The organism is Shinella sp. HY16 (assembly GCF_028534175.1).
GTDB lineage: Bacteria > Pseudomonadota > Alphaproteobacteria > Rhizobiales > Rhizobiaceae > Shinella.
Genome location: NZ_JAHYXL010000001.1, coordinates 600,371 through 625,082, shown reverse-complemented (window position 1 = coordinate 625,082; position 24,712 = coordinate 600,371). Strand labels below are relative to the sequence as shown.

Genomic DNA, 24,712 nt, shown 5'->3' with positions numbered 1-24,712 from the left:
GGACAAAGCATAGGCCATCGGCCAACCGAGCTGAGGATTAGAAAGGCGGTTCAGCGTCTGATCGAGCCGCCGCTCGCAGGCGCGCCGCGCCAGAAGCCGGGAAATCGCTTCTTGTGCCGCGAGAGGATCGGGCGCGGGAGCTCCGCGAACCTCCCGAAACACCGCGTCAAAGCCGCCAGTTGATTGCGCAGCACCTGAAACACCAGTCGCGCATCCAGTTCAGGATCGTTGACGTGGCCTGCTTGCAGGCGTCCGTCATGGTGGTGCTTGACCAGGTGATGGTAGGGATTACGCGGAAATGCGAGGGGATTCAGCCATAGAGTGTCTATCGGTGATCGCAGAACATTCGCCAGCCAGGCCGCATCGCGAACAGATGAGGCAAGTCATGCCGAAGTATGTTGTGGCCAAGCAGATGCACACCCTCTGTTGCTTCTGCCTCCAGGCGGTCGAGGGCTATCACGAGATCGCGTTTTTTGCCAAGATCGGGGGACGAGCATCATCGCGCACGGCCGCAAAAGCGAAGATGCTTGCGGCTGCAGGATCAACTTCCAGGTCGATCGAAACGCAACGCTGCAGAAAGAGTTGGAAAGGCTCGGCCAGATGCATCAATTTTTCATTCACGTGATGAAACGATGAGCGATCATCGGTCGTGCGTTTAGGGAAAGGTCAACGTTCAACTTGTGCCACACAATAACTTTGCCGGATGGCCACGTGTGCAGCTCAGTTCCGTAATGTGACCCCACAAAGTCTGTGTCGAAGGCCCGAAGCCGCCGGGCGTGTTATGGCCTCCTGACCACAATCATCAGACCCGCACGCGGAAATTATTGCCGCTCGCCCGTCCTGTTGACTGATGCCCAAAGCCAGGGCACAAAGGTGGCATCCACGGTCGCTCGCAGTGGGAAAACATAGGGAACTTCAGGGCTCTTCAGTTAAGCCATTGAAATAATGTGAGAATACAGGTTCCCTAGCCAAACTCCTTTAAAAACAAGTGACCGACTTCACCTCATCCCTTGCCAGCGGTTTTCTCGGCTGGCACGTTGCTTGTGTCTGATTCCCATCTGCGTGGAGGAAAACCCATGGCGCACAAGTTCGAGATCTACAAGGACAAGGCTGGCGAGTTTCGTGTTCGCTTCAAGTACAACAGCGAAGTGATGTTCTCCACGGAAGGCTATTCCAGCAAGGCCAGCGCGCAGAACGCCATCGATTCGATCAAGAAGAACGGTCCTGGCGCGCCTGTCGAAGACAACACGACGCCGCAGGCCTGATCGATCCACATTCGCCAAAAAGGCCCGCCGGTTTTCGCCGGCGGGCCTTTTTGCGTTTCCGCGCCGGAGGATTGCCAGAGAAACTGCACGGTGACGCCCCGGCGGCGGCAGCCCTACGGGCCTTAACGTCTCGCCATGAAAGCCCGGGCTCCTTGCGAGTTGCAGGCTTCCTTGCTGGGCTGGAGACAGGTGGCGCGCACCACCGAACCGGGAAGGCACGCTGGCAGCACTATCGGCAGGCGATCTGACACCCGCGATGCGCCGATGCCGCGCGTAGCCGGTCGCGATTGCTGTTTTCGGAAGAAGGAAGTAAAGGTCCATAAATGGAAAAGCCTGCCGCGGGAGGAGGTGCGGCAGGCTTTCCGATAGAACCGAATGGCGACTGGGAGGAGGAGTGCCGCCATTCCCGCAGTCGGCCCTGGGAGGAGGAGTGGGCCTTCTGCAATCATCGAAGCTTCGTGGGAGGAGGTACGTTGCTTCGATGAATATGACTATAGCCGATTCCTGATTATTTGATAGGCATCGTTTTGCAGGGCAGCTATGCGCTATGCGCGGAGCGTATGCCTCAACACCATCAAACTGCCCCGCCGCACCGCCATTTCTTCGCACATGCAAAAACACCCGCCGGAGGCGGGTGTCTTCGAATTCTGCCAGATGGCGGCGGGTCGGTCAGAAGCCGACGGCAGCGCGCGCGACGGCCTTGATTTCCGAACGCTCGATGCCGAGATCGCGCAGTTCGCGGGTGGTCATGCGGTCGAGTTCGTTGACGGTCTGACGGTACTTGCGCCAATTGCTGAAGGAACGTGCCATGTTCATGATGATCCCCTTTCCGGAGGCTCTCTGTTCGGCACCGGTCCGTGGCGCCGCGTCTTTCGATGGCCGTCTTATAGGCTTATGCTGCAATGCAGAACAGCGCCAAGCGAGCACGTCACCCATGCGTATGGCGCATGGGTATGGTCATCTTCTGTTAAGGTTCCATTTCACGCATAATTCGGATTCGGAGGCTGTTTTCGGCAAAAAGTACGACTTTTTCGCCGGCGCCGTGGGAGAATCGCGCAAAAGTACGCCTCTTTCTCTTTGCAGCGTCCGGAATGCCGCCCTTCGCCGTCCCTAGCGTTTTGCCGATATCCACGGCAAAAGCCCTTCGCACTTTCGCCGGACTTGCTCTAAGAAGGCGTCCCGCGGCCGCGCCGCCCTTCTCGATGACGGAACGACATGAGCGACATTCTGCAGGGTCAAGAACGCGGCGACGTGCTCGCCCATGTCTCCGGCAACCTGCGCCGCCTTCGCCAGGCGACCGGGCTCAGCCAGGCCGCGCTGGCGCAGGCCTCCGGCATCAGCCGGCGCATGATCGTGGCGGTTGAGGGGGGCGATGCCAATATCAGCCTGTCGAGCCTCGACAAGCTGGCCGCCGCCATGGGCGTGCGCTTCGTCGATCTCGTGCGCGATCCGGCCCGCGCGCCTTCAGCGGAAATCAACGAGGTGACCTGGCGGGGAACCGATGCGGACAGCACGGCCGTGCTGCTCGGCACGGCACCGGCAACGGCGGAGGCGCAGATGTGGTTCTGGTCGCTCGGCCCCGGCGAGCGCTACGCCGCCGAGCCGGACCCAACCGGCTGGCACGAAATGCTGTTCGTGACCGAAGGCACGCTGCGGCTCGAGCTTTCGGGCGTCGCCCGGGATTTTGCGGCGGGCAGCTTCACCGTCTACGCCACCGACCAGGCTTACACCTATGCCAATCCCGGCACCGTAGCCGTGCGTTTCGTGCGCAACGTGGTCTCCTGATCCTCAGCCCGTTGCCAGTATCCAGGCCATGCCGGCAAGCGCGGACAGCGCCAGCGTCAGCAGCACCGAGGCCTTGAGGCGGAACAGCGCATAGGCCGCCGCCGCGGCGAGCAAGGCCGATGGCAGGATGAGTGTCGATGGAACGGGCACTTCCAGACGCAGCGGGCCTGCGGCAAGAACCGTCACCTCCCCGAACAGCGTGTGCAGGGCGAACCAGACCGCCAGGTTGAGGATGACCCCGACGACGGCGGCAGTGATTGCCGACAGGGCGCCGGAAAGCGCCGCATTGCCGCGCAGTTTCTCGATGAAGGGCGCCCCGAGGAAGATCCAGAGGAAGCAGGGCACGAAGGTGACCCAGGTGGTGAGGATCGCCGCAAGTGTTGCCGCCACGAGCGGATCGAGGCCGCCGGGATCGCGGTAGGCGGCAAGGAAACCGACGAACTGCAGCACCATGATCAACGGCCCCGGCGTCGTCTCGGCCATGCCGAGCCCGTCGAGCATTTCGCCGGGCCGCAGCCAGCCATAGTGCTGCACGGCCTCTTGCGCGACATAGGCGAGCGCCGCATAGGCGCCACCGAAGGTGACGACCGCCATCTTGCTGAAGAAGGCGCCGACCTGCGTGAAGACGTCGTTGCCGCCGGCGAAAAACCAGATCGTTGCAACAGGCCCGAGCCACAAACAGAGCAGCGCCGCGGAGATCTTCAGCGACCAGACGAGATGCGGACGGGCATGGGCGGGTGTCGCCTCGCCGAGCAGCGACTCCTCGTCCTTCAGGGCATTTGCGCCCGCCCCCGCATGGCCGCCCGCCGTGCGGAAAAGACGGGAGCCGGATCTGGAACCGAGGTAACCGACGATCGCCGCAACGACGATGATGAGCGGAAACGGCACTTTGAAGGCGAAAATGGCGACGAAGGCGGCGGCGGCAAGAAGGATCATCGCCGGATTGACGAGCGCGCGGCTGCCGATGCGGAACACGGCCTGCACGACGACGGCGAGCACCGCCGCCTTGAGACCGAAAAACAGGCCCTCGACCACGCCGGCATCGCCGAAGAGCACATAGACATAGCTCAGCGCGAGGATCGACAGGAAGCCGGGCAGGATGAAGAGAAGGCCGGCAAGAAGGCCGCCCGCCGTGCGGTGCATCAGCCAGCCGATATAGACGGCGAGTTGCTGGGCCTCGGGTCCGGGCAGGAGCATGCAATAGTTCAGGGCGTGGAGGAAGCGCTTCTCGCCGATCCAGCGTTTCTCGTCGACGACGATGCGGTGCATCACGGCGATCTGCCCGGCGGGGCCGCCGAAGCTGAGCGCCGCCACGCGCGCCCAGACGCGGAGCGCCTCGCCGAAGGAGACGCCGTGCCCTTCGGCAGTGGCCGGATCGGGCAGTGTCGCCGCGCCGTCGTTCATCGGATGTCCTTTCCCCGTGTCGCTGCGATCGATTGCAGCGTCCCCCTGCCCTGTCAAGGCGGCGGAGGACTTGACGGGCGTGGGTACCGGTATTATTAAACTCATCAGTTAATTAACCTAATGGATAAATGACGTGAGCGACCCGCTGAGCATGACGTTTGCCGCCCTTGCGGACCCGACTCGCCGGGCGATCCTCGCACGGCTTTCCGAAGGGGATGCGACAGTGAACGAAATCGCCGCCCCGTTCGAGATGAGCCTGCCTGCGGTCTCGAAACACCTGAAGGTACTGGAAACGGCAGGGCTCATCACCCGCAGCCGCACCGCCCAGTGGCGCCCCTGCCACCTGGAGGCGGGGCCGCTGAAAGAGGCCAACGGGTGGATCGGCCACTACCGGCGCTTCTGGGACAAGAGCTTCGACCGGCTCGACGACTACATCAGGCAATTGCAGGCCGGCGAGCCGGACAAGAAAAGCTGAGGAGGACGACCATCATGCAACAGACCGCTGGAGCCGCCGAGCCTATCGGCCTTGCCATCGAACGCCTGATCGACGCGCCCGTCGCCCTCGTCTTCAAGCTCTGGACGGCGCCGGAGCACCTTGCCCGCTGGCTGGGGCCGAAGGATTTCACCGCCCATGCGGTGCGCATGGACGTCCGCCCGGGCGGCGCCTGGTCGGCGGTGATCCGCTCGCCCGATGGCGAAGATTATCCGATGGGCGGCATCTACCGGGAGATCGCGGAAAACCGCCGCCTCGTCTTCACCTTCCGCTGGACCGCGGAGGACGAGCCGGAAACGCTGGTGACCGTGACCTTCGAGGATGTTGCCGGCAAAACCCGGCTGACCTTCACCCAGACGCCGTTCGAGACGGTCCAGTCCCGCGACAGTCATACCGAAGGCTGGGGCGAATGCCTCGACCGGCTGGTCGCCTATGCCCTGCAACAGCACCCCGGAGGAGAAGAGCGATGAAGAAGGCCTATCACGGCAGCTGCCATTGCGGCGGCGTCCGCTACGAATGCGTGCTCGATCTCGACGAGGGCCTGAAGCGCTGCAACTGCTCCTTCTGCCGGCGCACGCGCATGCTGAAGACATTCTCGAAGCGCGAGGACTTCAAGCTGCTGTCCGGCGAGGACCAGCTCCTCACCTACCGCGCCGCCGATTCGAACTGGCCGGAAGGCGATGTCGACCACTACTTCTGCAGGAATTGCGGCGTCCGCTCGTTCTCGCGCGGCTACCATGAAACCTTCATGGGGCATTTCTACTGCATCAATGCCGGCACGCTGGACGACGTGTCGGAAGAAGACCTCAGCGCCGCACCCGTCATCTACGAGAACGGCATGGTGGACGACTACGAAAATCCGCCGCCGCACCACGCCCATCTCTGATCTCACGCCGCGCGGGCCTGTTGCTGGAGGTAGCGGTCCATCGCTCCCAGCATGGCCTGCCAGCCGGCCTGATGGTCCTCCGCCCTGTCGCGACCATCGAAATAGGTGCCCTGTTCGACAAGCCGCATGCGCGTGCCGTCGGGAGCCGGCTCGAAGGTCACGACGACCGTGCCGGAAAAGGAGAGCGTGCCGTCCTCCCGCAGCAGGGTGGCATAAACGATGCGCGCCTCCGGGAGGATCTGCAGGTAGCGGTTCTCGTTGAGATAGACAGGCCCGTCCGCGGGACCGAAGCGGCAGAGATCGCTTTCTCCGACCGCAAAGCCGAAACGCTCGAAGCGCATCTGCCAGTCGGGTCCGGGATCGCCCCAGGCTTCCTGCGCCGCCTGTTGCGACCAAGCCGCAAAGACCGACGCTGCCGGCGCAGCGAAGGTTCTGGTGATATCGACGGTGCCGAGTTCGATGGACATGGCCTTTTCCTTCCTGTTGGGGGAACGGGGAGAGCATGCGCGTACCCGGCTACGGCCGGTAGAGACGTTCTCGACACTTTCGGGGCAGATGTGCCAATCTTGCGCCATGCCGACACGCCCGAAGCCGACCACTCCCCTCACCGTCGCCATCCTCGCCCTGCCGGAAAGCGGCACCATGGCGCCCTATGGGCTGCACGAGATCCTCGGCGAGGCCGGTCGCGGCCCGAAGGCGCAGCGCCCTCTCAAGCCGGTGCTCGTCGCCGCGCAGAGCGGCCCCCAGGAGACGGGCAGCGGCCTCAGCGTGACCCCGCAGCAGGGGCTTTCCGGCCATCTTGCCGATATCGTCGTCGTCTGCGACATCCATCTCGACCCGGGCCTTTCGCCGGCTGGGCGCTGGCCGCGGGAAATCGCCTGGGTGCGCCGGCATATCGAGGCGCAGGCGCTGGTCTGCTCGGCCTGCAGCGGCGCGGTGCTTTTGGCCGAGGCCGGGCTGCTCGACGGCACAGAAGCCGCCTCGCACTGGATCATGGCGGATCTTTTCCGCGACCATTATCCAAAGGTCGCCTTCCGGCCGGAGCGCATTCTCTGCAACAGCGGCAGCGACGGGCGGCTGATCACCACCGGCGGCGCCACGTCCTGGCAGGATCTGGCGCTCTACCTCATCGGCCGCTTCTGCGGGGCGGAGGAAGCGACGCGCATCGCCCGGCTCTTCCTCATCGGCGACCGGGGTCACGGGCAGCTCCCCTTCGCCTCCATGGCCCGACCCCGCCAGCACGGCAATGCCGCGATCGCCGACGTGCAGACCTGGCTTGCCGACAACTATGCCGCCCCCAACCCGGTGGCCGCCATGGTGGCGCGCTCCGGTTTGGCCGAGCGCACCTTCAAGCGCCAGTTCAAGGCCGCCACCGGCTATGCGCCCGTAGACTATGTGCAGGCCATGCGCATCGAGGAGGCCAAGCAGATGCTGGAGACCGGGCCGGACGCCATCGAGGACATTGCCGCCGCAGTCGGCTATGGCGATCCGACCTTTTTCCGAAAGCTCTTTCGCCGCCGCGTCGGCATCACGCCGGCACAGTATCGCCAGCGCAACCGCCAGCGCGGTCTCGGCTGACAATGGCCGATTTGCCCCGAAACCAGCCCGTTTGCCTCTGACCTTCAGGCCCCGGCGCCGGCACACTCGTCTCACCGAAACACGAGGAGACGCAACATGGACTTCTACTATGCCCCCACCGCCTGCAGCCAGGCCGCCCATATCCTGCTGCATGAAGCCGGCCTTTCCTTCCGGTCGCACACGGTCGATATCTTCCAGCACAGGCTTGAGGACGGCAGCAGCTACGAGGCGGTCAATCCGAACGGCTACGTGCCGGCCCTTCGCCTCGATGAAGGCCTGCTCCTGACGGAAAACGTCGCGCTGCTCGACTGGATCGCCCTTGCCGGCGACGGCCTTGTGCCGGACGGGCCGCTCGGCCGCACACGCCACCTCCAGATGCTCGCCTTCCTCTCGACCGAGCTGCAAAAACCCTTCGTGCGGCTGTTCTTCACCGAGAACGAGGAGGAGAAGGCCTGGCTGACCGAAACGCTCGCCCGCCGCTTCGGCTGGATCGCCACGCGCACCGAGGGCGACTATCTCTTCGGCGCGCGCTTTTCCGCTTCGGATGCCTTCTTCTATGTAATGGCGCGCTGGGCCGCGATGTGCGGCATCGCCCTGCCGGAGAGCCTGCAGGCGCTGGCGGGCAGGATAGACGCGCGGCCGTCGGTGAGGGCCGTGCTGGTGAAGGAGGGCGTCGCTCCCCTCGGCGAGGCCGCCTGAATCCCCCAAGGAAAAGCGTTGCGCCCACCCGGTGATCCGCTAGGGTCTTGCCGCCGGCGTGAGGAGCCTGCAACAGGTCCGGTTCCGGCGACTGTCGGAACTGGTCGCTGGCGAGTCGCAGACAGGCTGCACTGGCAGGCGAGCAGGCCCTAAAATCGGCAGCAATATTTCATCGGGGTCCAGCACATGGCAGAATTTCCGCAAAAGGCGAAGGTCGTCATCATCGGTTTGGGTGGTATCGTGGGCGCATCGATCGCCCACCATCTCATCGAGCGGGGATGGGACGACATCGTGGGCATCGACAAGTCGGGCATCCCGACCGACATTGGTTCGACGGCGCATGCCTCGGATTTCTGCTACACGACCAGCCACGACTATCTTTCGGTCTGGACCACCCAGTATTCGATCGATTTCTACGAGAAGATGGGCCACTACGCGCGCATCGGCGGCCTCGAGGTCGCGCGCACCGGCGACGACACCTGGATGGAAGAGATCAAGCGTAAGCTCTCCTCCGCCCGGGCCTTCGGCACCCGCGCGCATTATGTTTCACCGGCCGAAATCAAGGACATGTTCCCGCTGATCGAGCAGGATCAGGTGATGGGCGGCCTGTTCGATCCCGATGCCGGCCTCGTCGTCCCGCGCTCGCAGACGGTTGCCGGCAAGCTGGTCGATGCCGCCGAAAAATCCGGCAAGCTGCAGGTCTACGGCAACACGCCGGCCCAGTCGCTGATCGTCGAGGGCGGTCGCATCAAGGGCGTTGTCACCCATCGCGGCACGATCATGGCGGATCACGTCATCGTCTGTGCCGGCATCTGGGGCCGCCTGATCGCCGAAATGGTCGGCGAAGACCTGCCGGTCATGCCGGTCGACCATCCCCTCACCTTCTTCGGCCCGTACAACGAGTTCGAAGGCACCGGCAAGGAAATCGGCTATCCGCTTCTGCGCGACCAGGGCAACTCCGCCTATATGCGCGACACCGGCGACCCGAAGACCACCGAGGGCGGCCAGATCGAGTGGGGTTACTACGAGCAAACCAGTCCGCGCCTTTGCCACCCGCGCGACATTCTCGAAAAGCACGAGGCGCGCCTCTCGCCCTCGCAGCGCGACCTCGACATGGAGCAGATCCTCGAGCCCCTCGAAAAGGCCATGGAACTGACACCGATCCTCGGCGAACTCGGCTATAACGAAGGCCATTCCTTCAACGGCCTGTTGCAGGTCTCCGCCGCCGGCGGCCCGTCCTGCGGCGAAAGCCAGAAGGTGCGGGGCCTCTGGTACTGCGTCGCCATCTGGGTGAAGGACGGCCCCGGCTACGGCAAGCTGATCGCCGACTGGATGACGGACGGTCGCACCGAGATCGACCACAACTCGATCGACTATTCCCGCTTCTACCCGCATCAGCTCACCGAGGAGTTCATCGAAGGCCGCAGCTATGAGGCCGCGCAAAAGATCTACTTCCCGGCGGTGCACAACCGCGAACCCTATGCCTCCGGCCGCGGCGCCAAGCGCTCACCCTTCCATGAGCGCGAAAAGGAACTCGGCGGTTACTTCATGGAACTCGGCGGCTGGGAGCGTGCCCATGGCTACGCCGCCAACGAGCATCTGCTCGAAAAATACGGCAACCGCGTTCCGGTGCGCGAGAACGAGTGGGACAGCCGCCATTTCTGGCGCGTCTCGAATGCCGAGCATCTCGCGATGAGCGAGGATTGCGGCATCGTCAACCTCTCGCATTTCCACATGGTCGACATCGAAGGTCCCGACCATGTCGAGCTGCTCGAATGGCTCTGCGCGGCCAAGATCGGCGGCGACGGCAACATCGGCAAGGGCATCTACACCCACTTCCTCGACGACGAGGGCATGGTGCGCGCCGACTTCACCGTCTTCCGCATGGCCGACCGCTGCCGCCTGGTGAACGGCGCCGATGCCGGCCCGCGCGACTTCCACTACATGAAGCGCGTCGCCGAGGATCGTGGCCTTGACGTCACCATCACCGACACGTCGGAAAAGTTCATCACCATCGGCATCTGGGGCCCGAACGCCCGCGAAAACCTGAAGAAGGTGGTGGCGGACCCGGCCGGCCTCGATATCGAGAATTTCCCGTTTGCCGCGATCAAGCAGATCGAGATTGCGGGCAAGTCCGTCACCGCCTTCCGTATCTCCTATGTCGGCGAGCAGGGCTGGGAACTGCACATGAAGTACGAGGACGGCCTCGCCGTCTGGGATGCGCTGCGCGCCGCCGGCGTCATGGCCTTCGGCGTCGAGACCTATGCCAATTCGCGTCGCATGGAAAAGAGCCTGCGTCTGCAGAACGCCGACCTTCTCACCCAGTACAACCTCATCGAGGCCGACCTTGCCCGCCCGAAGGTCAAGGAAGCGGATTTCCGCGGCAAGGCGAAGCATCTGGAATACAAGGCGCGCGACCACCAGCCCGCCATGCTCTGCACACTGGTCATGACCGAGAACACCGACAGGAACGGCGTCAAACGCTACCCGCTCGGTAACCTGCCGGTCATCGACCCCGCGACCGGCGACGTCCTCATCGACGACCTCGGCCGCCGTTCCTACACGACGTCCATCGCCTTCGGCCCGACCATCGGCAAGAACATCGCGCTCGCCTACCTGCCGCACGCCTATTGCCAGGAAGGTCGCAAGCTCAACATCGAGTATTTTGCCGAGACCTACCCGGTCGAGGTGGTCGGCATCGGCTACAAGCCGCTGTACGACCCTGAAAACCTGAAGCCGCGCACGTAATCGGTTTTGGAGACGTCAAAAAGGAAAGGGCGCGCCGGCGAAAGCGGCGCGCCCTTTTGCTTGGTCGGTTTGCCGACGTCCGCTCCGCCACCCGCCAGCGCGAGAACCTGCTGCTCTACCGCACCAACGCCCCATTCTCCGCGACAAGCCGCCCGGCCTTGAACACCCGCCGTCCCTTCGGCACCGCCACGACGGCCTCCGGTACATGTTCGGCGGCGAGCGTCACGAAATCGGCCCTGGCGCCGATAGCGATGCCGTAGCCTTCGAGACCGAGGGCCTTCGCACCGGCTGATGTCACCACGTCGAAGGCGGCCGTCAGTTCCTCGTCCGTGTAGAAGCCGGAGCGGTAGCCGATCATCATGGCCCGGGCCAGCATGTCCCCGTCACCGTAGGGCCACCATGAATCGCGGATATTGTCATTGCCGGCGAAGACGTTGACGCCTTCCACGCGCAGCAGCGCGACCGGCGGGAAGACATGATCGCCCGGGGCGTTGGTCATGATCGACACGCCTGCGGCAGCGATTTTCGCCCCGATGCGGCGGGCGGCATCGGCATCGAGATCACCGAGGCCATAGGCATGACTGATCGCCACCTTGCCCTGCAAACCGAGCGCCACGGTGCGCGCGCAGATTTCCTCCACCGTGAAGGCGCCGAGCGAGCCGAAATCGTGCAGATGGATATCGACCCCGACGCCGCGTTTTTCCGCAACACCGAAGACGACATCGAGATGGCCGTCGATATCGCGGTCGAAACTTGCCGGATCGAGGCCGCCGACGAGGTCTGCACCAAGCGCGACCGCCTCGTCCAGCAGCTCAGGCGTGCCGGGGCTCCTCAGGATACCGCTCTGCGGGAAGGCGACGAGCTGGATGTCGATGATATCGCGGTACTCCTCGCGGATACCAAGGACCGTCTCCAGCGATTTCAGCCCGACCGAGCCGTCCACCATGACATGGCTGCGCATCTGGAGGGAGCCGTTCGAAACGCAGAGTTCCAGCTGCTTGCGGGCACGCTCGTCCATCGGCGCGGCGCTTGCCATGTTCTCCGCCTGGAAGGCGACGCGCTCGTGAACGTCAAAACCGTTGGTGCAGGGTTTGTGCGGGATCCATTTGTCGCCGTAGAAGCTGGTATCGAGGTGGATGTGACCCTCGACAAAGGCCGGCACCAGCAGCGCGCCGGCAATGTCCACCTGCAAGGCCGCGTCCGCAAGCGCGCCCGTTGGCACGATGGCGACGATGCGGCCGCCCGCAACGCCGATATCGCTCAGCGAACCGTCCGCCAGTTTCGCGCGGGTAAAAAGGGTCTCGATCTCGGCCATGGCCTCGCGTCTCCATCTGCATACACCCCGACCTGCCCCATTCCGGGCAGATCAAGCATTGTACGCAATAAGTCGCGAAAATCGTATGCAGTCAATAGGCCGCAGCGACGGCGGCTGTGCCGAGCACCAGGATGGGCGTGCCGTTCTGCACGCGGTTGTAGAGATCGATGACATCCTGATTCAGCATGCGCACGCAACCGGAGGAAACGGACTTGCCGATCGTCCACCATTCCGGAGACCCGTGGATGCGGTAGAGCGTGTCTTCCTTGTTCTGGAAGATGTAGAGCGCGCGGGCACCGAGCGGGTTCTTCAGGCCCGGCTCCATGCCGCCGTTCGCGATGCTGTAGGGCTGCAGTTCCGGCTGGCGGGCGACCATCTCATCCGGCGGGGTCCAGCGCGGCCATTGCCGCTTGTACTGGATGACGCCGCGGCCCGCCCATTCGAAGCCGGCGCGACCGAGGCCGACGCCATAGCGCATGGCCTGGCCGTCCTCGTAGGTGAGGTAGAGAAAGTGGCTGGACGTATCGACGACGATGACGCCAGGCCGCTCGCCGGTCGGGTTCGGCACCATCTGGCGATAGAAGCGCCGGTCGATCTTCTGGTAGGGAATGGCCGGAAGCGGGAACTGCTCGTCGGGCTTCGGCCCGTACATGGCGGCGTAGATGCTGGTATCGACCGGTTCGGGTTCGATGGCGACCCGCTCGCGCACCGGCGTCGTGCAGCCGGCCAGAACGGTGGTTGCCAATCCTGCCCCGCCAAGCAGGAAGGACCGGCGGCTTACGCTTTCACCAGTCAATACATGTCCTCACGTCAATCGTCATAGGGATCGGCCAGCGCGGCATCGGGCCGGCTGACCGGATATTTCGTGCGCGAGATGCGGGCGGCCATGCCCTTCGCGCCTTCTTGCTTCAGGAGCGTGCGGAAGCTTGGATGCATGCCACCGTCCATGTAGGCAAAGCTCGACACCGTCGTCGTGCTGGCAAGCGCCGCATCCAGCTTCTTCTGTTCCGCGCCGAGCTTGGCAACGAGATCGGTCGTCGCGTCGCCCAGCGTCGCCGGGCACTGCGCCAGCGGATCGCTCGGCTCGCCGTCCGCGAACTCCTTGTTGAAGACATAACGGCCGCCGCAGACGGAGACCTTCGGCTGCTTGCGCGTGAAGGCGAAGGCGTCATAGCCTTCCTTCAGCGTGCGCCAGAAGGGCATGTTCGGGTCGCCACGATGTTTGGCCATGTTCTGCGTCGTCATGCGGAAGGGATAGGCCTGCACCTGGAAGCGTTGCTGCCCGCCCTCCAGCGCCCGCTGCACGATGGCGTAGATCTCGCCGACACCCTGGTCGGTCATTGCGTAGCAGCCCGAGGACGAACAGGCGCCATGCACCATCAGCGCCTCGCCGGTGTAGCCGAGCGCCGATTCCAGCCTGTTCGGATAACCGAGGTTGAAGGAGACGTAATATTGCGAGTTCGGGTTCAGCATGCCGGCCGAGACATGGTAGAAGCCCTCAGGCGCCTGGCGGTCGCCACTCTTGGTCTTCGGGCCGAGCTTGCCGGACCAGCGGCACATCGGATAGGTCTTGAACAGCGCATACTGGCCGCTCGTATCGACCTTCCAGACCTCCAGTTCGCTTTCCTGCTTGAAGATGCGCACCAGCACGGGGCTTTCCGGCCGCATCTTCTTCTTCGACATCTCCGCTTTCACCTTGTTGGAAAGCTCCGGCGCCTCGGCGAGCGAGGCGACATCCATGGCCATGCAGCCGGCAAGCAGGCTGCCGGCGACGGTGGCGGCGGCAAGCCGTGCAAGAAGCGGCAGGCGCAGGCGGGCGGTTTCACGGAAGAGACGGTGGCGAAGCGCAAACATGGTTCGTTTTCGGTTGTTAGAGGTCCGGGCACGCCGGCTCGAAAGCGGCGCATCTCGGGGTTCAGATTCCAAGCGATTGCTTAGAACTTCGTTAATCTTGTGACCGTGACCGGCCTCAGTGCGGCGTCATGCCCCGGCAAACGCCCCGAATCCGAAGCACCAGCCGCCGCGGAGAGCATAAAACCTCAAGCAACTTGAGCATCAAGGCCCGTTTTGCCGAATTTCGCCGCCCGGCGATCACACGGCGAACAACAAATCGTTAGCAGATACTTTCCAGGGGCACCGGGCGGGGCGAAAGGCAAAGAAGACTTGATTTGCCGGCGCTTCCGGCACATCTCTCACCCAGGTATATTTGATGAGGCAGAGACGATGCTGACGATCGGCGATCTTTCCAAGGCCACTGGCGTCAAGGTTCCGACCATCCGCTACTACGAACAGATGGGCCTGCTCTCCCATGCCGAACGCTCGGAGGGCAACCAGCGGCGTTATTCCAGCGAGGAGCGCGAGCGCCTGGCCTTTATCCGCCACGCCCGCGATCTCGGCCTCACCATCGACGCCATCCGTGAGCTGATCGACCTCAGCCAGCACCCTGAGCGACCCTGCCATGATGCCGACCGCATCGCCGCCGAGCAGCTTTCCACCGTGCGGCGCAAGATCGCCCGGCTGCGCAAGCTGGAGGCCGAGCTGGAGCGCATCACCAGCCACTGCCATTCCGACCAGATCCGCGACTGCTACGTCATCCGGGCACTGGCCAACCACGACCTTTGCCACGACGAACACGATTGAGCGTGCTCAGGAGCCCGCAAGCAGCCTCAGCTTCTGGAGCTGCGTTTCGCGCGGCTCGTGCATATCCAGCATGCCCTGCAGCCGCCCGTCCGCACGGATGAGGAAGAGGCCGGCGGTGTGGTCCATCGTGTAGCTGTCCGAGGCGGTCGGCACCTTCCTGTAGAAGGCCGAAAAGGCGTCCGCCGCCGCTTTCGTCTGCGCAGCATCGCCCCGGAGCGCGATGATGCGCGGATCGAAGGAGGTCATGTAGAGCTTCAAGAGGTCCGCCGTGTCCCGCTCGGGATCGATGGAAATGAAGAGCGGCGTGATGCGATCCGCCGCCGGGCCGATGTCCTTGAGCAGACCCGACAGTTCGAAGAGCGCGGTCGGGCAGACATCCGGGCAATGGGTGAACCCGAAGAAGACGAGATAGGGCTTTCCGGCCAGAGCGGCGGAGCGGAACGGCTTGCCGTCGACGGTCTCAAGCTCGAAGGCACGCCGTTTTGCCGTCTCGCCGGAAGGCGCCTTTGCCGCGACCGTCACGGTGACGATCGCGGCAAGACCTGCGGCAAGGGCAAGAAGCGTCCGGCGCCTCATCCCTTGATCGGCCGCAGGAGGCGCAGCGCATTCAGCGTGACGAGCACGGTGGCGCCGGTATCGGCAAGGATCGCCGGCCAGAGGCCCGTGATGCCGATGACGGTCGTCACGAGGAAGACACCCTTGAGGCCGAGCGACATGACGATGTTCTGGACGATATTGCGCATCGTGCGCTGCGACAGGTCCGTCATCAGAGCGACGTCGCCGACGCGGCCGTGCAGGATGGCGGCATCGGCCGTCTCCAGCGCCACGTCGGTGCCGCCGCCCATGGCGATGCCGATATTGGCGGCGGCGAGTGCCGGGGCGTCGTTGATGCCGTCGCCGATCTTGCCGACGACATACCCTTCGCGCTGCAGCTCGCCGACGATGCGCTGCTTGTCCTCGGGCATCAGCTCGGCGCGGACCTCGATGCCGAGCTTCGCGCCGACGGCCCTCGCCGTGCGGGCATTGTCGCCTGTCAGCATGACCGTCTTGATGCCGGCATCCTTCAGCGCCTTGAGGCCGGCAGCCGCATCCGGACGTGGCTCGTCGCGCATGGCGATGGCGCCGGCGAGCACGCCGTCGATCACTAGCATGGAGACGGTCTTGCCGTCGTCGTTGAGCGCGGCGGTGGCGGCCTTCACCTCGTCGGAGAGCGCGACCGTCTCGGCGACAGCCTTGGGCGAGCCGAGGAAGACCTCCCTGCCCTCGACGGTGGCGGCGACACCCTTGCCGCCGAGTGCCCGCGAGCCGTTCGCGACCGGCGGCACGACGCCGCCCTCGGCCGCCTTGCCGAGAATGGCGAGCGCCAGCGGATGGCTGGAACCGGCCTCCAGTGCGGCGGCAAGCCGCAGCACCTCGTCGGCCGGGGCCGCGAAGGCGACGATGTCGGTGACAACAGGCTTGCCCTCGGTCAGCGTGCCGGTCTTGTCAAAGGCGATGGCGGTGAGCTTGCCGAGGCCTTCCAGCACCGCGCCGCCCTTCATCAGGAGGCCGCGGCGGGCACCGGCGGAAAGCGCGGCGGCGATGGCCGCCGGCGTCGAGATGACCAGTGCGCAGGGGCAACCGATGAGCAGAACGGCAAGACCCTTGTAAACCCACTCGCTCCAGACGCCGCCGAAGAAGAGCGGCGGGATGATCGCGACGAGCGCGGCGACGACGACGACTCCGGGCGTGTAGTATTTGGAGAAGCGGTCGATGAAGCGCTCGGTCGGAGCCTTGGATTCCTGGGCCTCCTCGACCAGCTTGACGACGCGGGCGATGGTATTGTCCGCCGCTGCCGCGGTGACGCGCACGCGCAGGGCCGCATCGCCGTTCACCGTGCCGGCAAAGACGGTGTCGCCGACCTCCTTGCGCACCGGCGTGCTTTCCCCGGTCACGGGCGCCTCGTCGATGGAACTCTCGCCGTCGATGATCGTGCCGTCGGCGGAAATGCGGTCGCCGGGACGCACGAGAATGACCGCGCCGACGGCAAGCGCCTCGGCCGGCACTTCCGTCGTCCGGCCACCTTCCTCGAGAAGCGCGGTCTTCGGAACAAGAGCGGAGAGCGAGCGGATGCTGTCGCGCGCCTTGCCGGCGGCGACCCCCTCCAGCAGTTCACCTACGAGGAAGAGGAAGACCACGGCCGCCGCTTCCTCGGTCGCATTGATGACGACCGCGCCGACGGCAGCGATGGTCATCAGCATTTCGATGGAAAACGGTGTGCCGGCCAGCGCGGCCATGATGGCCCGGCGGGCGATCGGCACGAGGCCGACGAACATGGCGATGACGAAGGCATAGGTCTCGATGGCCGGAAAGAGATGGCCGATGCCGTAGGCAACGACGAGCGCCGCGCCGGCAAAGATCGTCAACCGTCCCTTCTTGCCCTTCCACCAGGGCCCTTCGGAGGGACTGTGGTCGTGGCCATGCAGCCCCTCGACAACCGCCGCCTTCGGCTTGTGATCATGGCCGGCATGGTCGTGATCCTCATGATCATGATCGTGGCCATGCGCATGGTCATGGGGATGATCGTGGTCATGTCCGTGCCCGTGATCGTGGTTGCAGCCGGGACCATGAACATGTTTTGCGACCGGCTTTTCCGCGACGGCCGCAGCCGGCGTCACCGAATAGCCGAGACCGGAGACCTTGCGGCGGATCGCCTCAAGGTCGCTGGTCGCATCGTGCTGCACGCGCATGGTGCCGGCGGTAACGGATACGGAAACCTCCGAAACCCCCGGCATACGGCGCACGGCGGTATCGATCTTGCTCGCGCAGGACGCGCAATCCATGCCGCCCACCCGGAACCGGGTCTCTTTCACATCGGACATCGTACATTCCTCTTCAGTCTCGTGAGGAGGTTCTACGACCTCTAGCGACTAGAGGTGCAAGAGAGGAGTACGAAGTTTTCTCAACCTTCTGAAAATAAGGTGCACTTGCTCCACCTTTCCATGTAATGCCGGCTTAACGCAGGAGTTCTCCACGGGAGGCGTTCGCAGTGAAAAAGTTCGAAATCTATGCCGGCGGCATCCTTATCGGTAGCACGTCTTTTGAACATGGAGACCCGCCGATGGGTGTTGCCTATGGCAATATGGCTCTGGCTCCGAACTGCCGCTTTAATCACGCCATGGCCAAAAGCACCCTCAGCGTTCGGCTGGATGGGAAGCCGATCCCGTCCAATGGCGGGCTTTTCGTCGAGGACCTCCTAGAGGAATTAGGGGAGATCCAGGTCACGATTCTTGGCATCGATCACGAGCTGTATGAGGAACTCTTTCCGGAGCATGTAGCAGCCTATCAAGAACAGTTTGGTTCCTAGAGATCGCCCTTCAAAAAAAACCGGCGAACGAGTGCATTGAAATCCACGAGCGCGCTGTGCTAGAGAGCGCCCACTTATTGCAGGTTTCATCTGCTGGTTGGGGAGGACGCCATGTCTTGCGACGCCCTCTTCCAATCGGGGATGGGCTCGGTCGACGCCCCCCGAACGGAAGAACGCTTTTCGATGTGTGCCCCGGTGGCATGCTCTGCCCTTGACGCCGTTGCGCCGACCCGCCCCGTGCGGCCGGTCAAGGCCCCGCGTCTGCCTGCTCTTTTCCCGACGAGACACCACGAGCGTGGCAACAGCGCGAAAGCGCTGTCATATCGCCGTGTCCGGACGACGATACCGTAATTTCCGGTTTTCCTTTCTGAAATCCACGCGAGAGCGGAGGCCTGCGCCTCCCTCGCCTCGCGTTTCTATCGCGTTGCCGGCTTTTGCCGGCAACCGGCACACCCCGAGAAGACAGGTCCAGCATGTCCCTGACGACACCCTATTATCTGATCGACAAGTCGAAGCTGCTCGCCAACATGGAAAAGATCGCGCTTCTTCGCGAACGCTCCGGTGCCAAGGCGCTCCTGGCGCTGAAATGCTTCGCCACCTGGTCGGTCTTCGATTTCATGCGCGACTACATGGACGGCACGACCTCCTCCTCGCTGAACGAGGTGCGCCTGGGCCACGAACGCTTCGGCAAGGAGACGCATGCCTATTCCGTCGCCTATGCGGACTATGAGATCGACGAGGTCGTCAGCCATGCCGACAAGATCATCTTCAACTCGATCGCCCAGCTCGACCGCTTTGCCGACAAGGCTGCCGGCATCGTCCGGGGTCTGCGCCTCAATCCCGGCATCTCCTCCTCGAGCTTCGATCTCGCCGACCCCGCCCGCCCCTTCTCGCGCCTCGGCGAATGGGATGTGCACAAGGTCGAGCCGGTCATGGACCGCGTTTCCGGCTTCATGATCCACAACAACTGCGAAAACGGCGATTTCGACCTGTTCGACCGCATGCTCGGCACGATCGAGGAGAAGTTCGCGCCGCTGCTGAAGAAGGCCGAATGGGTGAGTCTGGGCGGCGGCATCCACTTTACCGGCGAAAACTATCCGCTGGAAAAATTCGCCGAGCGGCTGAAGCGCTTTTCCGGCGAATACGGTGTTCAGGTCTATCTGGAGCCGGGCGAGGCCTCCATCACCAAGTCGACCACGCTTGAAACGACAGTGCTCGACCTTCTGAACAACGGCAAGGACCTCGCCATCGTCGACAGTTCCATCGAGGCCCATATGCTGGACCTTCTGATCTACCGGGAGAAGGCCAAGCTTTCCCCGAATACGGGGCCGCACCGCTACATGATCTGCGGTAAGTCGTGCCTGGCCGGCGACATCTTCGGCGAATTCGATTTCGAGAAGGAACTGAAGGTGGGCGACCGCATCTCCATTCAAGATGCGGCCGGCTACACGATGGTCAAAAAGAACTGGTTCAATGGCGTGAAAATGCCAGCGATCGCCATCCGCGAACTGGATGGCGAGATCAAAACCGTCCGTGAATTCACCTACGCGGACTACGAAGAAAGCCTCTCCTGAGGCGTCCTGACGGGTAGAAGGAGATATCCCCCGAAATGAAGAAGAACGTGCTCATCATCGGCGCCGGCGGCGTCGCACAGGTCGTGGCGCACAAATGCGCCCAGAACAACGACGTGCTCGGCGACATCCATATCGCGTCGCGCACCAAGGCGAAGTGCGACAAGATCATCGCGTCGGTCCATGAGAAGAAGGCGATGAAGCAGGCCGGCGTGCTCGAAGGCCATGCCCTCGACGCCCTCGATATCGAAGCGACCAAGGCGCTGATCGCCGCCACCAAGTCCGAGATCGTCATCAATGTCGGCACCGCTTTCCTCAACATGTCGGTGCTGCGCGCCTGCATGGATACGGGCGTCGCCTATATCGACACCGCGATCCACGAAGAGCCGGGCAAGATCTGCGAGACCCCGCCGTGGTACGGGAACTACGAGTGGAAGCGCGCCGCCGAATGCGCGGAGAAGGGCGTCACCGCCATCCTCGGCGCCGGTTTCGATCCGGGCGTCGTCAACGCCTATGCCAAACTCGCCAAGGACGAATATCTCGACACGGTGACCGACGTCGACATCGTCGACATCAACGCCGGCAGCCACGGCAAGTACTTCGCCACGAACTTCGACCCGGAAATCAACTTCCGCGAATTCACCGGCGTCGTCTATTCTTGGCAGAACGGCCAGTGGCAGACCAACAAGATGTTCGAGATCGGCAAGGACTACGACCTGCCGGTCGTCGGCACGCGCCGCGCCTATCTCTGCGGCCATGACGAGGTGCATTCGCTGGCCAAGAACATGGACGGCGCCAACGTGCGCTTCTGGATGGGCTTTGGCGACCACTACATCAACGTCTTCACCGTGCTGAAGAACCTCGGCCTTCTTTCCGAGCAGCCGGTCAAGACCGCCGAGGGCCTCGAAGTCGTGCCGCTGAAGGTCGTCAAGGCCGTGCTGCCGGATCCGTCCTCGCTCGCCCCGAACTACGAAGGCAAGACCTGCATCGGCGACTACGTGAAGGGCCTGAAGGACGGCAAGGAAAAGACCGTCTTCATCTACAACGTGGCCGACCACAAGGAGGCCTATGAGGAAGTCGGCTCGCAGGGCATCTCCTACACCGCCGGCGTTCCGCCGGTCGCCGCCGCGATGCTCGTCGCGACCGGCGAATGGGACGTGAAGAAGATGGCAAACGTGGAAGAACTGCCGCCGAAGCCCTTCATCAACCTCTTGAACCGCATCGGCCTGCCGACCCGCATTCAGGATGAGGATGGCGATCGCGCCGTCAGCTTCTAAGACCGACAAACACCGGCCGCGTTCTTAGACGTGGCCGGTTCCCGCCTGCCCACGCCCATCCAATCGTTGTGGAAACCGTCCCGACCGACTAGGAGGGAAACATGGCCCAACCAGCGGCAGCGGAAGAATGAATCGTTACCCCATGTTCAGCCCGCAGCTTTTGATCAGCTTCGTGGCGGTCTGCGAAACCGCGAGCTTCACGCGCGCGGCCGACCGGGTGTCGCTGTCGCAATCGACCGTCAGCCAGCAGGTGCGCCGGCTGGAGGAACTGCTCGGCAAGGCGCTGTTCGAGCGCACCTCGCACGAAGTGCATCTCACCGAGGAAGGCATCAAGCTGCTCAGCTATGCCCGCCGCATCATCGCACTCAACGAGGAGGCGCATGATGCGCTGGCGGGCCCGTGGCGCGACGGAGCGCTGCGGCTCGGCATGCCCGAGGATTTCACCGTGCCGACGGTGGACCTGCTCGCCGCCTTCAAGCGCGAACATCCGCATCTGCGGCTCGACGTCACCAGCGGGCTCAGCCCCGACCTGCACCGCGCCTACCAGCAGGAAGAGCTCGACCTCGTGCTCGTCAAGCAGCGCCGGGTGCACCTGCCGCGCGCCGCGCGACCGGAGCCGCTGCTCTGGCTCGACAGCAAGGCGCATCCCGCCATCGAGCAGTCGCCGGTGCCGATCGCGGTCTTCCCGGTGAACGGCCTTTACCGCGAGGAACTGTGCGGTGCACTCGACGGGCTCGGCATCCGCTGGCGCGTCAGCTACAGCGGCGGCGGCCTTGCGGCGCTGGCGGCAGCCTCTGCCGCGGGGCTCGGCATCAGCCTGCTGCCGGCAAGCTGCCGCCTGCCCGCGCACCGCGTCCTCGGCGCTGCCGAGCGCCTGCCGCCGGTCGAGGATTTCGAGCTCGCGCTGTTCTATCGCGACACCGCCACACCCGTGGCGCTGGATCTTGCCGAACGACTCATCGCCTTCTGCCGGCTGGTGCGTTAGAGCATTTCCAGCCGAAACGGGATCGCTTCGGCGTCGGACAATGCGGAAAAAACAAATAGACAGAGCTTTTCCGGTGAACACGGGTTCACCGGAAAAGCTCTAACCCCGTCATTGGGAAATCGAATAGCCAGCATTTTCAAATGTCGCTGCCAACAGACGCCTGCGTTTCCTAGAATGGCGCCATCCATTCCAGACGAGGAGACGATGTTGCAGCACGCCGTATCGCAGAGCCGCAGGGCTTTTCTGAGCCGCACCGGCCAACTCACCACCGCGGCCGCCGTCGCCGGCCTGGCCGGCGGCATGAGCCGTGAAGCCGCAGCCGAGGCGACCGATTGTGGTCAGGAGAATGCCGTGACGTCCGTAGGAGACAACCACTACCTGCTCGCCGACGTCCGGCTGGAAGAGGGTTTCGAGAAGGACGGCGACGTTATCGTCGCCACACGCACGGCGCTCTACACGCTGGAAATCAAAGGCGGCAGGATCGCCGCGCTGCACGGTGCCGGCGCAACCCAGCCTGTGGGCCTGCCAACCTACCAGGCGAACGGCCAGCTCGCGCTGCCCACCATGCGCGACATGCATATCCATCTCGACAAGACCTTTTACGGAGGCCCCTGGCAGGCGCCCCGCCCGCGCCAGGGCAAGACGATCATGGACATGATCGCGCTGGAAGAGAAGCTGCTGCCGCAGCTGCTCCCGACCTCCGTCGAGCGCGCCGAAGGCCTCATCGCCCTCGTGCAATCCAAGGGCAGCACGGTCGCCCGCAGCCATTGCAACATCGACCCGGTCAGCGGCCTGAAGAGCCTGGAACACCTCAAGATCGCGCTGGAAAAACACAAGGACGACTTCGTCTGCGAGATCGTCGCCTTCCCGCAGCACGGCCTGTTGCATTCCAAGGTCGACAAGCTGATGCGCGAGGCCATGCAGCTGGGTGTCGAGTATGTTGGCGGCCTCGATCCAACCAATGTCGACAGCGCCATGGAAAAGTCGCTCGACGCCATGTTCCAGATCGCGCTCGACACGGGCAAGGGCGTCGATATCCACCTGCACGAGACGAGCCCGGCGGGTGTCGCGGCGATCGACTACATGATCGACACGGTGGAGAAAAACCCGGCCCTGAAGGACAAGGTGACGATCAGCCACGCCTTCGCGCTGACGACGCTGTCTCCGGAAAAGCTGGAGGAGACGGCCGCCCGGCTCGCGGCGAACGGCATGACCATCGCCTCGACCGTGCCGATCGGCGGCCTGATGATGCCGCTGCCGCAGCTTGCCAAGGCGGGTGTCTTCGTCATGACCGGCACCGACAGCGTGATCGACCACTGGTCGCCCTTCGGCAGCGGCGACATGCTGGAAAAGGCCTATCTCTACGCCCAGCTCTATCGCGGTTCGGACGAGTACCACCTGTCGCGTTCGCTCGCCATCTCGACCGGCGGCGTGTTGCCGCTCGACAAGGACGGCAATCGCGCCTGGCCGAAGGCCGGCGACGAGGCCGGCTTCTCGCTGACGACGGCAAGCTGCTCGGCCGAAGCCGTCGCCCGCCTGCCGGCCCGGACCGCAACGTTCCACAAGGGACGCCTGGTTTCCGGCGGTGTTGGCAAGGCGTCGAGCTGACACCCACCCACCGCCGTCATCCTGACAAAGAGGCCGGCGCCCTGCGCCGGCCTTTTCTTATTCCGCAAACATCTTCCAGCGTGTCGGGCGGAAGCGGATGGTAGCGCCGGTCGCGGCGGTCGCTTCCAGCGGCACCTCGATCTCGACATGGTGCGGCGCGCCGGGCTTGCCGATGTCGAGATCGGCGATGCGGGTGCCGGCAAGGCGGCGCGAGGTGGCGACACGGCCTTCGAGCGCAGACGCAGCGGCATCCTCGACGAGGACGACATCCTGCGGGCGGAAGAAGAGCGTGCCGGTGCCGGAGGTGATGTCGCTCCCGCGCGGGGCGATGCCGATCGGCGTCTCCTGGAAGCGGACCGCGCCATCGGCCACCTGGACCGGCAGGCTGGCGCTGTCACCGATGAAGGAAAAGACGAAGGGCGAGTTGGGACGGTCGTAGACATCGTCCGAGGACCCGACCTGCTCGATTGCGCCCTGGCTCATCACCACCACGCGGTCGGCGAGTTCGAGCGCCTCTTCCTGGTCGTGGGTGACGAAGACGGTGGTATGTCCGGTGCGGTCGTGGAACTCGCGCAGCCAGCGGCGCAGCTCCTTGCGCACCTTGGCATCGAGCGCGCCGAAAGGCTCGTCGAGCAGCAGCACCTTCGGCTCGATCGCCATGGCGCGGGCGAGCGCCACGCGCTGCCGCTGGCCGCCGGAAAGCTGGTTCGGATAGCGCTTTTCGAGGCCCGAGAGCTGCACCATCTCCAGAAGCTCGCCGACGCGGCGGCGGATTTCCGCCTTGTCCGGCCGCTCGCCACGCGGTCGCACCGTGAGGCCGAAGGCGATGTTGTCGGCGACCGTCATGTGGCGGAAAAGCGCATAGTGCTGGAAGACGAAGCCGACATGACGCTCCTGCACCGTCTTGTGGGAAGCGTCCTCGGCTCCGAAATAGATTTTTCCGAGCGTCGGCTGCTCGAGGCCGGCAATGAGGCGCAGCAGCGTCGTCTTGCCGGAGCCGGAGGGGCCGAGAAGCGCGATCAGCTCACCGGAGCGGATGTCGAGCGAGACATCGTTCAGCGCCGGGTATCGATCGAATTCCTTGCGGATGTTTTTTACACTGACGTCCATAC

24 protein-coding genes are annotated in these 24,712 nt (G+C 64.0%); 14 read left to right on the top strand and 10 right to left on the bottom strand.

Annotated elements, in window-relative coordinates:
• Window positions 1–456 precede the first annotated feature (456 nt).
• Window positions 457–606, bottom strand: coding sequence for a hypothetical protein (locus tag K0P03_RS03055; RefSeq protein ID WP_156032001.1), 150 nt, complete (start codon window positions 604–606; stop codon window positions 457–459).
• A gap of 470 nt (window positions 607–1,076) precedes the next feature.
• Here K0P03_RS03055 and K0P03_RS03050 point away from each other — a divergent pair, with 470 nt between their 5' ends.
• Complete coding sequence (locus K0P03_RS03050; protein WP_024270606.1) at window positions 1,077–1,265, top strand: YegP family protein; 189 nt, start codon at window positions 1,077–1,079, stop codon at window positions 1,263–1,265.
• Between the two features lie 669 nt (window positions 1,266–1,934).
• Here the strand turns inward: K0P03_RS03050 and K0P03_RS03045 are convergent.
• Complete coding sequence (locus tag K0P03_RS03045) at window positions 1,935–2,081, bottom strand: DUF1127 domain-containing protein (RefSeq protein ID WP_024270607.1); 147 nt, start codon at window positions 2,079–2,081, stop codon at window positions 1,935–1,937.
• Window positions 2,082–2,480: 399 nt separating this feature from the next.
• Between K0P03_RS03045 and K0P03_RS03040 the strand changes: the two genes are divergently transcribed.
• On the top strand, window positions 2,481–3,050 hold the full coding sequence (locus K0P03_RS03040; RefSeq protein ID WP_272788865.1) for an XRE family transcriptional regulator: 570 nt from the start codon (window positions 2,481–2,483) through the stop codon (window positions 3,048–3,050).
• Between the two features lie 3 nt (window positions 3,051–3,053).
• Here the strand turns inward: K0P03_RS03040 and chrA are convergent, their stop codons facing one another.
• Window positions 3,054–4,454, bottom strand: a complete 1,401-nt coding sequence (chrA, locus tag K0P03_RS03035; RefSeq protein ID WP_272788864.1) for a chromate efflux transporter — start codon at window positions 4,452–4,454, stop codon at window positions 3,054–3,056.
• Between the two features lie 151 nt (window positions 4,455–4,605).
• Between chrA and K0P03_RS03030 the strand changes: the two genes are divergently transcribed.
• Genes K0P03_RS03030 through K0P03_RS03020 form a run of 3 tightly spaced genes read left to right on the top strand, consistent with a single transcriptional unit; the run spans window position 4,606 to window position 5,833 of the window.
• Window positions 4,606–4,929 carry an ArsR/SmtB family transcription factor gene (locus K0P03_RS03030; RefSeq protein WP_272790440.1) on the top strand — a complete coding sequence of 108 codons (324 nt, stop codon included), beginning with the start codon at window positions 4,606–4,608 and terminating at the stop codon, window positions 4,927–4,929.
• 14 nt (window positions 4,930–4,943) lie between these two features.
• Window positions 4,944–5,417 (top strand): SRPBCC family protein, encoded by a 474-nt coding sequence (locus K0P03_RS03025; protein WP_023513960.1) that lies wholly within the window; start codon window positions 4,944–4,946, stop codon window positions 5,415–5,417.
• Window positions 5,414–5,833, top strand: coding sequence for a GFA family protein (locus K0P03_RS03020; protein ID WP_272788863.1), 420 nt, complete (start codon window positions 5,414–5,416; stop codon window positions 5,831–5,833). Before K0P03_RS03025 ends, K0P03_RS03020 begins: the two co-directional genes overlap by 4 nt.
• Before the next feature lie 2 nt (window positions 5,834–5,835).
• Here the strand turns inward: K0P03_RS03020 and K0P03_RS03015 are convergent, their stop codons facing one another.
• The gene (locus K0P03_RS03015) at window positions 5,836–6,300 is read right to left on the bottom strand and encodes an SRPBCC domain-containing protein (RefSeq protein ID WP_272788862.1); all 465 of its coding nucleotides are present in this window, start codon (window positions 6,298–6,300) and stop codon (window positions 5,836–5,838) included.
• Window positions 6,301–6,406: 106 nt separating this feature from the next.
• On the opposite strand from K0P03_RS03015, the gene K0P03_RS03010 reads away from it, so the two are divergent.
• The 3 genes from K0P03_RS03010 (at window position 6,407) to K0P03_RS03000 (ending at window position 10,858) form a co-directional block, all read left to right on the top strand.
• Window positions 6,407–7,411, top strand: coding sequence for a GlxA family transcriptional regulator (locus tag K0P03_RS03010; protein WP_272788861.1), 1,005 nt, complete (start codon window positions 6,407–6,409; stop codon window positions 7,409–7,411).
• Between the two features lie 96 nt (window positions 7,412–7,507).
• Window positions 7,508–8,110 (top strand): glutathione S-transferase N-terminal domain-containing protein, encoded by a 603-nt coding sequence (locus tag K0P03_RS03005; protein ID WP_272788860.1) that lies wholly within the window; start codon window positions 7,508–7,510, stop codon window positions 8,108–8,110.
• A 186-nt stretch (window positions 8,111–8,296) separates the two neighbouring features.
• Window positions 8,297–10,858, top strand: coding sequence for a GcvT family protein (locus K0P03_RS03000; protein ID WP_130518744.1), 2,562 nt, complete (start codon window positions 8,297–8,299; stop codon window positions 10,856–10,858).
• Window positions 10,859–10,973: 115 nt separating this feature from the next.
• Here the strand turns inward: K0P03_RS03000 and K0P03_RS02995 are convergent, their stop codons facing one another.
• From K0P03_RS02995 to K0P03_RS02985, 3 genes are all read right to left on the bottom strand, one after another.
• A complete protein-coding gene (locus K0P03_RS02995) occupies window positions 10,974–12,173 on the bottom strand; it encodes an amidohydrolase family protein (protein ID WP_272788859.1) in 1,200 nt (399 codons plus the stop codon).
• Between the two features lie 91 nt (window positions 12,174–12,264).
• The gene (locus tag K0P03_RS02990) at window positions 12,265–12,969 is read right to left on the bottom strand and encodes a L,D-transpeptidase family protein (protein ID WP_023513967.1); all 705 of its coding nucleotides are present in this window, start codon (window positions 12,967–12,969) and stop codon (window positions 12,265–12,267) included.
• A 14-nt stretch (window positions 12,970–12,983) separates the two neighbouring features.
• Window positions 12,984–14,027 (bottom strand): L,D-transpeptidase family protein, encoded by a 1,044-nt coding sequence (locus K0P03_RS02985; protein ID WP_023513968.1) that lies wholly within the window; start codon window positions 14,025–14,027, stop codon window positions 12,984–12,986.
• A gap of 369 nt (window positions 14,028–14,396) precedes the next feature.
• Between K0P03_RS02985 and K0P03_RS02980 the strand changes: the two genes are divergently transcribed.
• Entirely contained in the window at window positions 14,397–14,813 is a 417-nt protein-coding gene (locus K0P03_RS02980; protein ID WP_023513969.1) for a MerR family transcriptional regulator, read from the top strand.
• A 6-nt stretch (window positions 14,814–14,819) separates the two neighbouring features.
• Here the strand turns inward: K0P03_RS02980 and K0P03_RS02975 are convergent, their stop codons facing one another.
• Both K0P03_RS02975 and K0P03_RS02970 read right to left on the bottom strand, forming a co-directional pair.
• Window positions 14,820–15,389, bottom strand: a complete 570-nt coding sequence (locus K0P03_RS02975) for an SCO family protein (protein WP_023513970.1) — start codon at window positions 15,387–15,389, stop codon at window positions 14,820–14,822.
• Window positions 15,386–17,674, bottom strand: coding sequence for a heavy metal translocating P-type ATPase (locus K0P03_RS02970; RefSeq protein WP_050745803.1), 2,289 nt, complete (start codon window positions 17,672–17,674; stop codon window positions 15,386–15,388). Before K0P03_RS02970 ends, K0P03_RS02975 begins: the two co-directional genes overlap by 4 nt.
• A 167-nt stretch (window positions 17,675–17,841) precedes the next feature.
• Here K0P03_RS02970 and K0P03_RS02965 point away from each other — a divergent pair, with 167 nt between their 5' ends.
• From K0P03_RS02965 to K0P03_RS02945, 5 genes are all read left to right on the top strand, one after another.
• Window positions 17,842–18,159, top strand: a complete 318-nt coding sequence (locus K0P03_RS02965; RefSeq protein WP_053190861.1) for a hypothetical protein — start codon at window positions 17,842–17,844, stop codon at window positions 18,157–18,159.
• A gap of 473 nt (window positions 18,160–18,632) precedes the next feature.
• Entirely contained in the window at window positions 18,633–19,733 is a 1,101-nt protein-coding gene (gene nspC / locus K0P03_RS02960) for a carboxynorspermidine decarboxylase (protein ID WP_272788858.1), read from the top strand.
• A 35-nt stretch (window positions 19,734–19,768) separates the two neighbouring features.
• Entirely contained in the window at window positions 19,769–21,007 is a 1,239-nt protein-coding gene (locus K0P03_RS02955; protein ID WP_050745800.1) for a saccharopine dehydrogenase family protein, read from the top strand.
• A 127-nt stretch (window positions 21,008–21,134) separates the two neighbouring features.
• The gene (locus tag K0P03_RS02950) at window positions 21,135–21,992 is read left to right on the top strand and encodes a LysR family transcriptional regulator (protein ID WP_272788857.1); all 858 of its coding nucleotides are present in this window, start codon (window positions 21,135–21,137) and stop codon (window positions 21,990–21,992) included.
• 204 nt (window positions 21,993–22,196) lie between these two features.
• Window positions 22,197–23,600 carry an amidohydrolase family protein gene (locus tag K0P03_RS02945; protein ID WP_272788856.1) on the top strand — a complete coding sequence of 468 codons (1,404 nt, stop codon included), beginning with the start codon at window positions 22,197–22,199 and terminating at the stop codon, window positions 23,598–23,600.
• A 57-nt stretch (window positions 23,601–23,657) separates the two neighbouring features.
• On the opposite strand, the gene K0P03_RS02940 is transcribed toward K0P03_RS02945, so the two are convergent.
• Window positions 23,658–24,710, bottom strand: a complete 1,053-nt coding sequence (locus K0P03_RS02940; protein ID WP_272788855.1) for a sulfate/molybdate ABC transporter ATP-binding protein — start codon at window positions 24,708–24,710, stop codon at window positions 23,658–23,660.
• Between the last annotated feature and the right edge of the window lie 2 nt (window positions 24,711–24,712).

Bases quoted from the DNA above. Each gene is read 5' to 3' on its own strand.
- K0P03_RS03005 (WP_272788860.1), top strand. From the start codon at position 7,508: ATGGACTTCTACTATGCCCCCACCGCCTGCAGCCAGGCCGCCCATATC.
- K0P03_RS03025 (WP_023513960.1), top strand. From the start codon at position 4,944: ATGCAACAGACCGCTGGAGCCGCCGAGCCTATCGGCCTTGCCATCGAA.
- K0P03_RS03030 (WP_272790440.1), top strand. From the start codon at position 4,606: ATGACGTTTGCCGCCCTTGCGGACCCGACTCGCCGGGCGATCCTCGCA.
- K0P03_RS02995 (WP_272788859.1), bottom strand. From the start codon at position 12,173: ATGGCCGAGATCGAGACCCTTTTTACCCGCGCGAAACTGGCGGACGGT.
- K0P03_RS03000 (WP_130518744.1), top strand. From the start codon at position 8,297: ATGGCAGAATTTCCGCAAAAGGCGAAGGTCGTCATCATCGGTTTGGGT.
- K0P03_RS03045 (WP_024270607.1), bottom strand. From the start codon at position 2,081: ATGAACATGGCACGTTCCTTCAGCAATTGGCGCAAGTACCGTCAGACC.
- nspC (WP_272788858.1), top strand. From the start codon at position 18,633: ATGTCCCTGACGACACCCTATTATCTGATCGACAAGTCGAAGCTGCTC.
- K0P03_RS02975 (WP_023513970.1), bottom strand. From the start codon at position 15,389: ATGAGGCGCCGGACGCTTCTTGCCCTTGCCGCAGGTCTTGCCGCGATC.
- chrA (WP_272788864.1), bottom strand. From the start codon at position 4,454: ATGAACGACGGCGCGGCGACACTGCCCGATCCGGCCACTGCCGAAGGG.
- K0P03_RS02945 (WP_272788856.1), top strand. From the start codon at position 22,197: ATGTTGCAGCACGCCGTATCGCAGAGCCGCAGGGCTTTTCTGAGCCGC.
- K0P03_RS02955 (WP_050745800.1), top strand. From the start codon at position 19,769: ATGAAGAAGAACGTGCTCATCATCGGCGCCGGCGGCGTCGCACAGGTC.
- K0P03_RS02940 (WP_272788855.1), bottom strand. From the start codon at position 24,710: ATGGACGTCAGTGTAAAAAACATCCGCAAGGAATTCGATCGATACCCG.
- K0P03_RS02980 (WP_023513969.1), top strand. From the start codon at position 14,397: ATGCTGACGATCGGCGATCTTTCCAAGGCCACTGGCGTCAAGGTTCCG.
- K0P03_RS03020 (WP_272788863.1), top strand. From the start codon at position 5,414: ATGAAGAAGGCCTATCACGGCAGCTGCCATTGCGGCGGCGTCCGCTAC.
- K0P03_RS03010 (WP_272788861.1), top strand. From the start codon at position 6,407: ATGCCGACACGCCCGAAGCCGACCACTCCCCTCACCGTCGCCATCCTC.
- K0P03_RS03040 (WP_272788865.1), top strand. From the start codon at position 2,481: ATGAGCGACATTCTGCAGGGTCAAGAACGCGGCGACGTGCTCGCCCAT.
- K0P03_RS03015 (WP_272788862.1), bottom strand. From the start codon at position 6,300: ATGTCCATCGAACTCGGCACCGTCGATATCACCAGAACCTTCGCTGCG.
- K0P03_RS02950 (WP_272788857.1), top strand. From the start codon at position 21,135: ATGAATCGTTACCCCATGTTCAGCCCGCAGCTTTTGATCAGCTTCGTG.
- K0P03_RS03050 (WP_024270606.1), top strand. From the start codon at position 1,077: ATGGCGCACAAGTTCGAGATCTACAAGGACAAGGCTGGCGAGTTTCGT.
- K0P03_RS02970 (WP_050745803.1), bottom strand. From the start codon at position 17,674: ATGTCCGATGTGAAAGAGACCCGGTTCCGGGTGGGCGGCATGGATTGC.
- K0P03_RS02985 (WP_023513968.1), bottom strand. From the start codon at position 14,027: ATGTTTGCGCTTCGCCACCGTCTCTTCCGTGAAACCGCCCGCCTGCGC.
- K0P03_RS03055 (WP_156032001.1), bottom strand. From the start codon at position 606: ATGCATCTGGCCGAGCCTTTCCAACTCTTTCTGCAGCGTTGCGTTTCG.